The 12694-nt window shown below is 75.1% G+C and carries 11 protein-coding genes; 7 read left to right on the top strand and 4 right to left on the bottom strand.

Features of this window, described 5'->3' with window-relative positions; translation table 11 throughout:
- Positions 1-22 precede the first annotated feature (22 nt).
- Both ACFUVW_RS14625 and ACFUVW_RS14620 read right to left on the bottom strand, forming a co-directional pair.
- On the bottom strand, positions 23-895 hold the full coding sequence (locus ACFUVW_RS14625; protein ID WP_430572054.1) for a hypothetical protein: 873 nt from the start codon (positions 893-895) through the stop codon (positions 23-25).
- 42 nt (positions 896-937) lie between these two features.
- The gene (locus tag ACFUVW_RS14620) at positions 938-1480 is read right to left on the bottom strand and encodes a DinB family protein (RefSeq protein ID WP_430572053.1); all 543 of its coding nucleotides are present in this window, start codon (positions 1478-1480) and stop codon (positions 938-940) included.
- A gap of 99 nt (positions 1481-1579) precedes the next feature.
- On the opposite strand from ACFUVW_RS14620, the gene ACFUVW_RS14615 reads away from it, so the two are divergent.
- Genes ACFUVW_RS14615 through ACFUVW_RS14605 form a run of 3 tightly spaced genes read left to right on the top strand, consistent with a single transcriptional unit; the run spans position 1580 to position 4459 of the window.
- Positions 1580-2194, top strand: a complete 615-nt coding sequence (locus ACFUVW_RS14615; protein WP_430572052.1) for a hypothetical protein — start codon at positions 1580-1582, stop codon at positions 2192-2194.
- A 43-nt stretch (positions 2195-2237) separates the two neighbouring features.
- Complete coding sequence (locus ACFUVW_RS14610) at positions 2238-2819, top strand: hypothetical protein (protein WP_430572051.1); 582 nt, start codon at positions 2238-2240, stop codon at positions 2817-2819.
- On the top strand, positions 2816-4459 hold the full coding sequence (locus ACFUVW_RS14605) for a methyltransferase (RefSeq protein ID WP_430572050.1): 1644 nt from the start codon (positions 2816-2818) through the stop codon (positions 4457-4459). The genes ACFUVW_RS14610 and ACFUVW_RS14605 overlap by 4 nt, the downstream gene beginning before the upstream one ends.
- Here the strand turns inward: ACFUVW_RS14605 and ACFUVW_RS14600 are convergent.
- Positions 4434-5216 carry an alpha/beta hydrolase family protein gene (locus tag ACFUVW_RS14600; RefSeq protein WP_430572049.1) on the bottom strand — a complete coding sequence of 261 codons (783 nt, stop codon included), beginning with the start codon at positions 5214-5216 and terminating at the stop codon, positions 4434-4436. The two genes, ACFUVW_RS14605 and ACFUVW_RS14600, sit on opposite strands and share 26 nt — an antisense overlap.
- A 161-nt stretch (positions 5217-5377) precedes the next feature.
- Here ACFUVW_RS14600 and ACFUVW_RS14595 point away from each other — a divergent pair, with 161 nt between their 5' ends.
- Complete coding sequence (locus tag ACFUVW_RS14595) at positions 5378-5899, top strand: hypothetical protein (protein ID WP_430572048.1); 522 nt, start codon at positions 5378-5380, stop codon at positions 5897-5899.
- Between the two features lie 57 nt (positions 5900-5956).
- On the opposite strand, the gene ACFUVW_RS14590 is transcribed toward ACFUVW_RS14595, so the two are convergent.
- Positions 5957-7381, bottom strand: coding sequence for a TrkH family potassium uptake protein (locus ACFUVW_RS14590; protein WP_430572047.1), 1425 nt, complete (start codon positions 7379-7381; stop codon positions 5957-5959).
- A gap of 115 nt (positions 7382-7496) precedes the next feature.
- Between ACFUVW_RS14590 and ACFUVW_RS14585 the strand changes: the two genes are divergently transcribed.
- The 3 genes from ACFUVW_RS14585 to topA all read left to right on the top strand — a co-directional run bounded on the left by ACFUVW_RS14585 (position 7497) and on the right by topA (position 12658).
- Positions 7497-8648, top strand: a complete 1152-nt coding sequence (locus ACFUVW_RS14585) for a S1 family peptidase (protein WP_430572046.1) — start codon at positions 7497-7499, stop codon at positions 8646-8648.
- A gap of 129 nt (positions 8649-8777) precedes the next feature.
- The gene (locus ACFUVW_RS14580) at positions 8778-9761 is read left to right on the top strand and encodes a phosphatase PAP2 family protein (RefSeq protein ID WP_430572045.1); all 984 of its coding nucleotides are present in this window, start codon (positions 8778-8780) and stop codon (positions 9759-9761) included.
- Positions 9762-9895: 134 nt separating this feature from the next.
- On the top strand, positions 9896-12658 hold the full coding sequence (gene topA, locus ACFUVW_RS14575) for a type I DNA topoisomerase (RefSeq protein ID WP_430572044.1): 2763 nt from the start codon (positions 9896-9898) through the stop codon (positions 12656-12658).
- Positions 12659-12694 lie beyond the last annotated feature (36 nt).

The following is a 12694-nucleotide window of genomic DNA, read 5'->3' as shown; positions in this document are numbered from 1 at the left end:
GCCCGGGCGGCAGGGGCCGATGTCAGGAGGCTCGTCCCCGCCGGACCACGCCGGCCGCGACCCCCGCGCCGACCGCCACCGCCGCGGCGACGCCGAACGCCCACCACAGCTGCGCGCGCAGCGGCACCAGCAGGGCGTCGACGGTGTCGTCCAGCACCTGGCGCCCCGACTCGCCCACGTCGAGCCCGGCGAACGCGGCCTGCACGGCCTCCGGCAGGAGCAGCAGGAGCAGCAGCATCGCGACGGCGGCGAGCGCGCCCGTCACGGCGACGGTCCGCAGGCGCCGGCCCGGGCGGGCGACGAGGGCGGCCAGGACGGCGAGCAGCACCGTCGCCGGCAGCGCCCAGGGCGTCCACCGATCCAGGACGGCGACGGCCGACTGGGCGGTGGCGAGGTCGTCAGACGCGTACAGGACGACGTCCGCACCCGTCGTCGCGAAGCCCTCGGGGACGGGCAGCCCGCGGTCGCGCAGCGCCTGCCCGACGGCCTCCAGGAACGGGTCGAGCGGGAGGGTGACCACGCCGTCGGAGGCGTCGACGACGTCGCTCTCGTCGCGCAGCACCGCCACCGTCGCGGCGTGGCCCTGACGGCCGGCCTCCTCCCACGCGGGTGGGAAGGCGTCGGAACGCACGAAGACGTCGGCCACCTCGCCGATGACCGGCCGCAGCGCCCCGGCGAGCACCCCGGAGTCGATCTGGCCCGTGACCGTGTCCGTCAGCGCGGCGGCCACCGCGTCCTGCGTGGTGATCTCGTCCGCCAGCGGCGCCGTCGCCGCGACGTACGCGTCCGTGTCCAGCAGCGTGCCCTCGACGTACCGCGCGGGCACCGTGACCACCGCCGCGAGCACCGCGAGCAGGACCAGGACGCCGCTGAGGAAGCTCCGCACACCTGTCATGGTCGGCACGCTACGCGGGCGCGGACGGCGCCACAGGGCGGGCTACAGCCCCGTGCGCCCGTCGATGCACTCGCGCAGCAGGTCCACGTGGCCCATGTGCCGCGCGTACTCCTCGAGCACGTGCAGCAGCACGTCCCGCGCCTCGACGGTGCCGCCGTCGTAGGGCACCTCGCGGCCGAGGTCCTCGCCGGCGAAGCAGTCGTCCGCGACCTCGACGGCGCGGTGCCAGGCGTCCCACGCCTCCTCGACGCAGGTCGCGTCCGGGAGGGCGCCGTCGAAGTCGACGTCGGGGTACCCGGGCAGCTCGAAGGGGCCGCGCTCGTCGAGGCCCTGCAGCACGCGGCGGAACCAGTGGTGCTCGACGTTCGCGAGGTGCCGGACGAGGCCGAGCAGCGAGAGGGTCGACGGCGGCACGGAGCGTCGCGCGAGCTGGGAGGCGTCCAGGCCCTCGCACTTCATGACCAGCGTCATGCGGTAGCGGCAGAGGTACTCCCAGAGGGTCTCCTTCTCGCCGACCGGGTCGACGCCCGTCGCTCGCGGGTCGTTCTCGGGATGCACCCACAGGCCGGGCGTGGTAGAGGTCACGCGCGTAATCTGGCCGAACGCCCGTCACGGGTCAAGCGGCGCCCTCCCACCTGCGGCGACGTTCCGGCGTCGCCCGCTCGCCCGGTAGCCTTCGGCAGCATGAGGGCCAGGTCGAGACGCGTCGGCGGCGCCTCGCGCGGCGGCGTGGTCGGTCGCCTGAGGCGACCGGTGCCGGGGGCCTGGCGTCGTCACTCCTCGTTCGCCGCGGCCGGCGCGGTCGCGCTGCTCCTGGGGCTCGGCGTCGGGCTGGCCTCCGGGTTCGTGGCGGACGCCGGCGCCCCCGCCGAGGCGGTCCTCGCGGCCGGCCCGCCCGACGAGTGCCCGGTGGTGCAGGCCGCGTGGTCGCAGTCGGCCTCCCTGCAGGTGGGGATGACGGCCGACGACCCCGCCACCCTGCGGCGCGGCTTCGTCGGGGCCCGCGACGCGCTCGCCGAGGTCACCCCGCCCGCCGAGGTGCGGGACGACTGGCTCGTCGTCGCGACCTACGTCGGCACGGTCGCCGACGAGATCGAGGCGGCCGACGAGGGCCAGGTCGCGTCCGCCGTCGCCCACGCGTTGGCGGACCTGGACACCGCGGCGATGACGGCCGCGTCGAACCGTGTCACGACGTTCCTCAAGGACGGCTGCGGCGCGTCCGACGCGCCGGAGGACACCCCGGGCGACGCGGAGTCCGACCCGGCGGGCAGGACCGAGGACGACGCGCCCGCCGGCTGAGCGGTGATTTCCGCGCGCGGGGGCGGTGACGCACCATAGGGGGATGCGCCGCGCCCGTCTCCTGTCCCGCCAGCTCCCGGTCGTCGTCGTGGGGATGCTCGTGACGGGCGCCGCGCTGGCCGGCTGCGGGCAGTCCGGCGGTGTCGAGGAGCCGGTCGCGGAGCCCGCCCCGGCGGTCTCGATCCCGGGTGACCTCGCGATGGGCGTGGAGGGCGAGCCGAGCCGCTCGAAGGACGTGGCGTCGCCCGACCCGAGCGCGGCCGCGACGGACGACGAGGGCCTCGACCACGAGACGTGCGCCGGGCTGCAGCAGGCGTGGTCCACCACGAACCGGGCGCTCGTGGACCTCAGCCCCGAGCACCCGCGCGCGCTGGTGCAGAGCTTCCGCACCGCCGACAAGGCGATGGCGGAGGCCGAGCCGCCCGAGGGCGTGGCGGAGCCGTGGGGGGCGATGGCCGAGTACCTGGACAGCGCGGTGACCGCGTTCGAGGACGTCGACGAGGACGACGCGAACGCGGTGAGCTCCGCGATGGCCGGCGCGATCACGGCCGACGACACCGCGGGCGCCACGACGGCGGCCAAGGACATCACCGCGTTCCTCTCGACCGAGTGCGCGGGCCGATGACGACGGACGGCACCGTCTCGACACCGGCCTCGACGCCCGTGCCCGGCGCGGCGGAGGACGCCGCGCCGCTGGTCGACGCGCTGCGGTCGGGCCTGGCGGCGGCGGGCTACACCGTCGACGGGGTCGGCGAGGCGCTGGGCGAGGTCGCGTCCGCGGCGCTGCACCGCGAGCAGACCGTGCCCGCCCGCCGCGCCCTCGCGGCCGTCGGCCCCGCGCACGAGCCGCGCGCCGCGCTGGCCCGCCTCTTCCTGCTCGGCGACGAGGTGCCGCGCGCGGCGCTCGACCGCGCGCTTCCCGGCCTCGGCACCGCCGGGGCCGCCCGCCTGGGCCTGGTGGCCGCGGCGGGCGAGGACGACGGCGACGCGGTGCGCGCCGGCGTCGACCTGCGCCCGTACGCCGCCGTCGACGCGGGCGGCGAGGCGGCGTGGTGGCTGGCGAGCGACCTCGCCGAGCTGGCCACCGGCGGACGCCTCGCGACCGACCACGTGCTGGGCGCCGGCGGGGCCTCCACGACCCTGGCCCAGGTCACGACCCGCACGCCCGTGGACCGGGTGCTCGACCTCGGCACGGGCTGCGGCATCCAGGCGCTGCACGCCGCGCGGCACGCGCGCCACGTCGTGGCCACCGACCTGTCCCGGCGCGCGCTGGGCTTCGCGAGGTTCAACCTCGCGCTCAACGCGCCGGCGGACGGGGTCGACGTCGCGCTGCGGCACGGCTCGATGCTGGACCCGGTGGCGGGTGAGCGTTTCGACCTCGTCGTCTCCAACCCGCCGTTCGTCATCACCCCGCACGCGGGCGCGGCGGGTGCCGCCGTGGCGGAGGCGCTGGGCGACTACGAGTACCGCGACGGCGGCCGCTCCGGCGACGACCTGGTGCGCGACCTGGTGCGCGACGCCGGGAGCGTGCTCGCTCCGGGGGGCGTCGCGCAGCTGCTGGGCAACTGGGAGCACCGGCGCGGCGAGGCGTGGGACGAGCGCGTGGGCGCGTGGCTCGACGTCGCCGGGCTGGACGGCTGGGTCATCCAGCGCGAGGTGCTCGACCCCGCCGAGTACGCGGAGACGTGGATCCGCGACGGCGGCACCACCCCGGAGCGGGAGCCCCGCGCGTGGGCCGCCGCCTACGGCGCGTGGCTGGACGACTTCGCCTCCCGCGACGTCGAGGCCGTCGGCTTCGGCATCGTCACCCTCCGCCGGCCCGCCGACGGCGCGCGCCCGACGCTGCGCCGCCTGGAGGAGCACACCGGCTCCGTGCACCAGCCGCTCGGCGCGCACGTCGCGGCGTCGCTCGCGGCGCACGACTGGCTCGAGGCGCGCGACGACGCGGCGCTGGCCGAGGCCCACCTCGTGGTGGCGGACGACGTCACCGAGGAGCGGTTCCACACGCCCGGGCAGGCCGACCCGAACGTCGTCGTGGTCCGGCAGGGCGACGGGCTAGGGCGCGGCGTGCACGCGTCGACCGGCCTGGCGGCGTTCGTCGGGGTGTGCGACGGCGAGCTCGCCGTCGGGCAGATCGTCGGCGCGCTCGGCGCGCTGCTCGACGTCCCCGCCGACGACCTGCGCGCCGAGCTGCTGCCCGCCGTCCGCGGCCTGGTGCGCGACGGGTTCCTGCGCCCGGCTACCGGTCCGGCCGGGGTGGCCTGACGAGGTACGGGTCGGCCCACGCGCTGACGATCCGGGCCGCGCGCTGCGCCTGCCCGGGCGCGGTGAGCAGGTGGTCGCTGCCCTCGAGCGCGACGAAGCTGCGGGGGTGCCGGGCGGCCGCGAAGATCTGGCTGGCGTTCTCGATGCCCACGACGCGGTCGGTGGGCGAGTGCATGATCAGCAGGGGCAGGCCGAGGTCGGCGATGCGGTGGTCGAGGTCGGCGTCGCGCACGTCCTCCACCATCCCGCGCTTGAGGTTGAGGCGCTTGCCGCCCACCTGCCACACGGCGTTCCCCTCGGCCAGCACCTGGTCGACCAGGTCGTCGTACTGGTGCTCGGCGTGGCTGGGGTCGAACGGCGCGCACACGGAGGCGACGGCGCGCGCGCCCGCCTCCTGCGCCGCGGCGATGGCGGCGGCCCCGCCCCACGAGTGCCCGACGAGGAGCGCCGGCGGGTCGCCGTGGATGACGTGCTCGGCCATGAACCGCGCGGCGAGCACCGTGTCGGCGACCTTCACCGTGAAGGAGCCGTCGCCCCAGTCCCCCTCCGAGTCGCCGAGCCCGAGGTTGTCGAACCGCAGCATCCCGATCCCCTCGGCGGCGAGCTGCTTGCAGATGCGCGCCGCCGCCGGGGAGTCCTTGCCGAGCGTGAACCCGTGGGCGAACAGGCCCCAGCCGCGCACCTCGCCCTCCGGCCGGTCGACGATGCCCGCGAGCAGCGGTCCTGTGCTGCTCCGGAACGTCACTCGTTCGGCCATCGGTCCGTCCTCCTCGCGCGTGGGCTGCCCGCCGGCCGTCCTCCCGGTGTCGGCGTGCGGCACGAGTGTGTCATCGCCGCGCACGTGACCATCGCCACACGGGGATCTCTCCCCTGCGGGCCGGGGCGCGCGATCGCACCCGGTCGGGGACCATGGTCACCATGCGCAACCGACTGACCATGACCCGAGCCACCGCTGTGGCCGCCGCCGCCCTGCTCACCCTCGGCCTCGCCGCGTGCAGCGGCTCGGGCGACTCCGGCTCCGGCTCTGGCGAGGGCACGCCCACCGCCGAGGAGCAGGCGCCCGAGGAGAGCCCGGCCGAGGAGGCCCCGGCCGAAGAGGCGGCCGGCGGCGACGTGTGCGGCGCCGTCCAGTCCCTCACCGAGGCGTCGTCCGCGATGAGCGACGTCGACCCGTCCGACCTGCAGCCCACCGTCGACAAGCTCGAGGAGCTCACCACCACGCTCGAGGGCGTCAGCGAGCCGCCGGCCGAGATCGCCGACGAGTGGAAGACGCTCGCGACGTCGTTCCGCACCGCGTCGGACGGCCTGGGCGCCGCGGCCGAGAACCCCACGGACGCCGAGTCGATGACGAAGCTCCAGGAGGCCATGTCCGCGATGACCGGGTCGGAGTTCCAGGAGGCCGCGCAGGCCGTCGGCACCTACGCCGGGACCAACTGCTGAACCTCGACCCTGACGGGGCCTCGCCGAGCGTGCTCGGCGGGGCCCCGTCGTGCGTCGTCAGCCGATGACGACGGCCGCCTCCGGCCGCCGGTAGAGGCGCTGCCGGTCGCGCATCGCGAGGCCCGTGCCGAGGGTGATGGGCCCGAGCCGGCCGAGGAACATCAGGGCCACGAGCACGAGCTGGTGCCACGGCTGCATGTCCGCGGTGATGCCCGTGGACAGGCCGGTGGTGCTGAACGCGGAGATCACCTCGTACAGCACCTGGTCCAGGGTGAACAGGCTGGTGGACAGCGTGATCGCGAGGGTGGGCAGTACCACGGCCGCGACGCCGACGAGCGCGACGGTGAGCGCCTGCCGCTGGGTGCCCGGCGTCAGGCGCCGGTCCCAGAGCGTGGCGTCGGGATCGCCGCGCAGCTCCGACCAGATCGCGACGGCGAGGACGGCGAACGTCGTCACCTTGATGCCGCCGGCGGTGCCCCCCGACCCGGCGCCGACGAACATGAGCATGTCGGTGAAGAACCAGGTGCCGTTGTTGGCCTGCGACAGGTCCACGGAGTTGAAGCCGGCGGTGCGCGGCATGACCGCCTGCGTGAACGCGGCGAGCACCTTCGCCGGCGGGTCGAGCGGGCCGAACGTGCCCGGGTTGCGCCACTCGGCCGCGAGGAAGAACAGCGTGCCCACCACCAGGAGCACCGCCGTCATCAGCACGGTGAGGCGCGTGTGCACGCTCCAGCGCGACAGCCGCTGCAGGTCGGTCGGGCCGTCCTCGGTGCGGCGGGTGCGATGCAGGCGCCACAGCTCCAGCAGCACGGGGAAGCCGAGGCCGCCGATGATGATCGCGGCGCAGATCGGCAGGCAGACCCACGGGTCGGCGACGAACGGCACGAGGTTCTGGCTGTAGATCGAGAAGCCCGCGTTGTTGAACGCGGACACGGCGTGGAACACGCCGGACCAGACGGCGTGCCCGAACGGCTCGTCGTAGGCGGCGGCGAACCGCGCCGTGAGCAGCGTGGCCACCACCAGCTCCGTCACGACGGTGAACCGCAGCACCCCCAGCAGCACGCGCCGCACGTCGCCCATCCCGACCGACCGCGTCGACTCGGTCGCCACCAGGCGGGTGCTGAGCCCCAGGCGGCGGGTCAGCAGCAGGCCGAGCAGCGACGCGAGCGTCATGACGCCGAACCCGCCCACCTGGATGAGCAGCAGGATCACGACCTGCCCGAACGGCGTCCAGAAGTGCTCCGTGTCGACGACGGCGAGCCCGGTCACGCAGGTCGCGGACGTGGCGGTGAACAGGGCCTCGACGAAGCTCGCGTTCCGTCCGGTGGCGCTGATCGGCAGGCCCAGCAGGAACGTGCCGGCGGCGATCGTCGCGAGGAACGCGAGGATGACGACCTGCGCCGGGCGGCGGCGCAGGCTCGCGGGCGAGGCGGGGGAGGGCGCGGGCACCCGTCGGGGGCGCAGCCACGGGATCGGGTGCACGAAGGATCAGTGTGCACCCGGCGGCGGCCGGAGGCGCCCTGGCCGCGCCCTGGTCGCCCCCGTAGCGTGTGGTGCGCCGGGCAACCGTCCGGGACCTGACGGAAGGAATTCTCCGATGAGACGCACGACCTTCAGGACGATGGCTGCGACGGCCGCCGGGCTCACGCTCGCGGCGGCCGCGACGACGGCCCAGGCCGCCGGCCCGGGACCCGACGACGACGTCGCGGGCGCGGACCGGTATCCGGCCGGGCTCCTCCAGGCCATGACGGACGACCTCGGCGTGTCGAAGGAGCGCGCCGTCGAACGGCTCGACTTCCAGGGCGACGCCGCGGCCGCGCAGGAGCGGCTGCGGCAGGCGCTCGGCGACGACTTCGCCGGCGTGTGGCTCGACCCGGAGCGCGACCGGCTGTTCGTCGCGACGACGGCGGGCGCGGACGGGGCCGCCGAGGACGCCGTGCGTGCGGCGGGCGGCCGGGCCGTGGACGCCCGGTACTCGCTGGACCGGCTCGAGGGCTGGGCCGCGGCCCTGGGTGACGACGCGGCCGCGGCCGCCGGCGTGACCGGCTGGCACGTGGACGTGCGGGACAACACCCTCGTGGTCGAGACGCTGGCGGGCGCCGCCGCGCGGGCCGACGTCGACGACGCGCTGGCCGCGGCGGGGGTGCCGAGCGACGCCGTCACGGTGAGCACGACCGCCGAGCGTCCGCGGGTGCTCGACGACGTCGTCGGCGGCAACGCGTACTACATCGACGGAGCGTCGCGCTGCTCGGTGGGCTTCGCCGTCACGGACGGCTTCGTCACCGCGGGGCACTGCGGCTCCGCGGGTGACCCGACGTCGCAGCCGTCGGGGACGTTCGCCGGGTCGAGCTTCCCCGGCGACGACTACGCGTACGTCCAGGTGGGGCTCGGCAGCACGCCGGTCGGGGCCGTGAACGACTGGTCGGGCGGCCAGGTCGCGGTCGCGGGCGCCGAGCCGGCGCCGGTGGGGGCCCAGGTGTGCCGCTCCGGCTCGACGACGGGGTGGCACTGCGGCACGGTCGAGGCGCTCGACGTGTCGGTCTCCTACGCCGAGGGCACGGTCGACGGCCTCATCCGGACCGACGTGTGCGCGGAGCCGGGCGACTCCGGCGGGTCCCTGCTGGCCGGCGACCAGGCGCAGGGCGTGACGTCCGGCGGCTCCGGCGACTGCACCTCCGGCGGCACGACGTTCTTCCAGCCGGTGGGCGAGATCCTCGACGCCTACGACCTCACCCTGGTGACCGGCTGACCCGCGAGGTAGTCCGAGAGCCGCGAGGTAGTCGGGCTCTCGGACGACCTTCTGGTCGGTCACCGGAGGCTGAAAGGTTCCCACGCCGCGCATACGTTTCCGACACACCGGAGTGGGTAGCGTGGCCCCGTGCTCACCGAGACGCGCCCCCAGACACCGCCGACCCCCTCGCAGGGGACGGCGGGCGTCGGCGCGCCGATCCTGCCGGTCGGCGCGTGGCGGGGACGGCGGACCGCCCCGCAGGCGCGGACCGCGCCGCGCGTCGCTGCGGGGGTCGTGGCCGTCCTCGCCGCGCTCGGCGTGTGGCTCACCTGGCGGTTCTTCGTCTCCGCGACCGCGGGCCAGCGCGTCGACGAGCTCGCGTTCTTCGGCGCCACCTACGGCCAGGGGCGCCTGTGGCGGGTCGCCGAGCCGGTGCTCGACGTCGTGTCCGTGGCGTTCGTCGTCGCGGGGGTCGGGGTGGCGATGCTCGTCGCCCTGGTGCGGCGCCGCTGGGTGCTGGCGCTGCAGGTGGCGGTGCTCGTGGGCGGCGCGAACGTCACCACGCAGGTGCTCAAGCACGGCATCCTCGACCGGCCCGAGCTGCTGCCCGGCTGGACCGGGCCCAACACCCTGCCCAGCGGGCACACCACCGTGGCCGCGTCGGTGTCGGTGGCGCTGCTGCTCGTCACGCCGCGGGCCTGGCGGCCGGTGGTCGCGGTCCTCGGGGCCGCCTACACGGCGGCCACCGGCGTCTCGACGCTCGTGGGCCAGTGGCACCGGCCGTCCGACGTCGTCGCCGCGCTGCTCGTCGTCCTGGCGTGGGGGGCCGCCGTGTGCGCCCTCACACCCGCGTCGTCGACGGACGAGCTGCGCCGCCCCGGCGGGTCCTACGCGGCGCCCGGGTCGTACGTCGTCGCGGGCCTGCTGCTGCTCGCGTCGGTGGCGGGCGTCCTCGTCTCCGGAGGCACCCTCGTGGGCCTCGTCACGAACGGCGACCCGATCCCCCTCTCGCCGGACCTCACCGCGTACGCGGCGGGCGCCCTGGCCGTGCTCGCCGTGACCGCGGCGGCGTTCGCGACCCTCCTCGTGCTCCGTCAGCTCACCGCGCAGCCCCGCGTCACGTCTCGGTAGAGTGCCGCCCGGCGGCCGTGTCGGGGAAGTGACGAGCAGATGTCGTACCGTGACATGACCGGTCGGCCGGCCACCATCTCCACCGCACCAGCACGCCGCCCGCACCGCCGCAGCACCAGGGAAAGCAGGAACGGATGCCCCAGCCACGCAAGCTCGTGATCGTCGAGTCGCCCACCAAGGCCCGCAAGATCCAGGGCTACCTCGGTGACGACTTCGAGGTCGAGGCGAGCGTCGGGCACATCCGCGACCTGCCGCAGCCGCGCGACCTGCCGACGGACATGAAGAAGGGCCCGTACGGCAAGTTCGCCGTCGACGTCGACAACGGCTTCGACCCCTACTACGAGGTGCACGCGGACAAGAAGCAGAAGGTCCGCGAGCTGAAGAAGGCCCTCAAGGAGGCCGACGAGCTCTACCTCGCCACCGATGAGGACCGCGAGGGCGAGGCCATCGCCTGGCACCTCATCCAGGAGCTCAAGCCCAAGGTGCCGGTCAAGCGGATGGTCTTCCACGAGATCACCCGCGAGGCGATCCTGCGGGCGCTGGAGAACACCCGCGAGCTCGACGAGGACCTCGTCGACGCGCAGGAGACCCGCCGCATCCTCGACCGCCTCTACGGCTACGAGGTGTCCCCGGTGCTGTGGCGCAAGGTGCGCCAGGGCCTGTCCGCCGGCCGCGTGCAGTCCGTCGCGACGCGTCTGGTCGTGGAGCGGGAGCGCGAGCGGATGGCGTTCGTCCCCGCCGACTACTGGGACGTCACCGGGCAGTTCGCGCCGACCGAGGGCGAGGACGCGGGCCAGGCGTTCCGCGCCCGCCTCACCGGTCTCGGCGCCGACCGCATCGCCGCGGGCCGCGACTTCGACGACCGCGGCCGCCTCAAGGTGCGGACCGGTGTCGTGCAGCTCGACGAGGCGTCCGCGAACGCGGTCGTCGAGGGCCTTTCCGACGCGGGGTCCGGCTCGGGGTTCACCGTCCGCTCGCTCGAGACCAAGCCGTACTCCCGCAAGCCGGCCGCGCCGTTCACCACCTCGACGCTGCAGCAGGAGGCCGGCCGCAAGCTGCGCATGAGCGCGCGCCAGGCGATGCGCACCGCGCAGGCGCTGTACGAGAACGGCTACATCACCTATATGCGGACGGACTCGCCGTCGCTGTCCGCGGAGGCGACCGACGCCGCCCGGCGGCAGGCGGCCGAGCTGTACGGCCCCGAGTACGTGCCGGGCGCCCCGCGCCTGTACGCGTCGAAGAACAAGGGGGCGCAGGAGGCGCACGAGGCGATCCGCCCCGCGGGCGACTCGTTCCGCACGCCGGCGCAGGTCGCGCGCGAGATCTCGGGCGACCAGTTCAAGCTGTACGAGCTGATCTGGAAGCGCACCGTGGCCTCCCAGATGGCCGACGCCAAGGGGTCGACGGCGTCCGTGCGGCTCGCGGCCACGCTGTCCGACGCCGCGGGCGAGCTCGCCGGGCGCGACGCCGTGTTCTCGGCGTCCGGCACCGTCATCACCTTCCGCGGCTTCCTCGCCGCGTACGAGGAAGGCACGGACGTCACCGACGGCGACGGCGCCGCCGCGTCCGGCAAGGACGCGCGCCTGCCGCGGATGGCCGAGGGCGACCCGCTGCGCGGCGACGACCTCGCCGCCGAGGGGCACTCGACCACGCCGCCCGCCCGCTACACCGAGGCGTCCCTGGTCAAGGCGCTGGAGGAGCTCGGCATCGGTCGCCCCTCCACCTACGCGGCGACCATCTCGACGGTCCAGGACCGCGGCTACGTGCGCACCAAGGGCCAGGCGCTGGTGCCCACGTGGCTCGCGTTCGCCGTCGTGAAGCTGCTCGAGGAGCACTTCCGCTGGCTGGTGGACTACGACTTCACGGCCGAGATGGAGGCCGACCTCGACCAGATCGCGTCGGGGAGCCGGGACCGCGTGGCCTGGCTGACGCGGTTCTACTTCGGCGACGGCTCGGGCGACAGCACGGGCTGGGGCCTGCACGAGCTCGTGGAGAACCTCGGGGAGATCGACCCCGTGGCGATCAACTCCGTCGAGATCGGCGAGGGCATCCGCGTGCGCGTCGGCCGGTACGGCCCGTACGTCGAGGACCTGGGCGCCGAGGTCGCGGAGGGGCAGAACCCGCCGCGCGGGTCGATCCCCGACGACGTCGCGCCGGACGAGCTCACGGTGGCGAAGGCCCGCGAGCTGCTCGCCGCGGGCGCCGAGGACGGCAAGGTGCTGGGCACCGACCCGGTGTCCGGCAACGAGATCGTCGCGAAGAACGGCCGCTACGGCCCGTACGTCACCGAGGTTCTCGACCTGCCGGAGATCGACCCGAGCCTGTCGGCCGCGGCGCAGAAGAAGGCGAAGGCCGCGCAGCCCAAGCCGCGCACCGGGTCGCTGCTGAAGTCGATGTCGCTCGAGACGGTGACGCTCGACGACGCGCTGAAGATCCTGTCGCTGCCGCGCGTGGTGGGCACCGACCCGGAGTCGGGCGACGAGATCACCGCGCAGAACGGCCGCTACGGCCCGTACCTCAAGAAGGGCACGGACTCGCGGACCATCGCGTCGGAGGAGCAGCTCTTCACGATCACGCTGGACGAGGCGCTGAAGATCTACGCCGAGCCCAAGCGCGGCCGGGGTGCCCGTGCGGCCACCCCGCCGCTGCGCGAGCTGGGCGACGACCCGACCAGCGGCAAGCCGATCGTTGTCAAGGACGGCCGCTTCGGCGCGTACGTCACCGACGGCGAGACCAACCGCACGCTGCCGCGCGACCTCACGCCGGAGAGCATCACGCCCGAGCGGGCGATCGAGCTGCTGGCCGAGAAGCGCGCCGCCGGCCCGGCCAAGAAGCGCACGACGCGCAAGCCCGCCGCGAAGAAGCCCGCGACGAAGAAGCCGGCCGCCAAGAAGTAGCCCCGCCAGCCGTTGTGGGCGCGCGATCGGCGTCAT

It is taken from the genome of Isoptericola sp. NPDC057391, from assembly GCF_042668085.1.
Classification (GTDB): Bacteria; Actinomycetota; Actinomycetes; order Actinomycetales; family Cellulomonadaceae; genus Isoptericola.
The sequence above is the reverse complement of the archived record's forward strand: the minus strand, read 5'-3'. Positions and strand labels throughout refer to the sequence as shown.

Bases quoted from the DNA above. Each gene is read 5' to 3' on its own strand.
- ACFUVW_RS14595 (WP_430572048.1), top strand. From the start codon at position 5,378: ATGCGCAACCGACTGACCATGACCCGAGCCACCGCTGTGGCCGCCGCC.
- ACFUVW_RS14605 (WP_430572050.1), top strand. From the start codon at position 2,816: ATGACGACGGACGGCACCGTCTCGACACCGGCCTCGACGCCCGTGCCC.
- topA (WP_430572044.1), top strand. From the start codon at position 9,896: ATGCCCCAGCCACGCAAGCTCGTGATCGTCGAGTCGCCCACCAAGGCC.
- ACFUVW_RS14610 (WP_430572051.1), top strand. From the start codon at position 2,238: ATGCGCCGCGCCCGTCTCCTGTCCCGCCAGCTCCCGGTCGTCGTCGTG.
- ACFUVW_RS14600 (WP_430572049.1), bottom strand. From the start codon at position 5,216: ATGGCCGAACGAGTGACGTTCCGGAGCAGCACAGGACCGCTGCTCGCG.
- ACFUVW_RS14615 (WP_430572052.1), top strand. From the start codon at position 1,580: ATGAGGGCCAGGTCGAGACGCGTCGGCGGCGCCTCGCGCGGCGGCGTG.
- ACFUVW_RS14625 (WP_430572054.1), bottom strand. From the start codon at position 895: ATGACAGGTGTGCGGAGCTTCCTCAGCGGCGTCCTGGTCCTGCTCGCG.
- ACFUVW_RS14585 (WP_430572046.1), top strand. From the start codon at position 7,497: ATGAGACGCACGACCTTCAGGACGATGGCTGCGACGGCCGCCGGGCTC.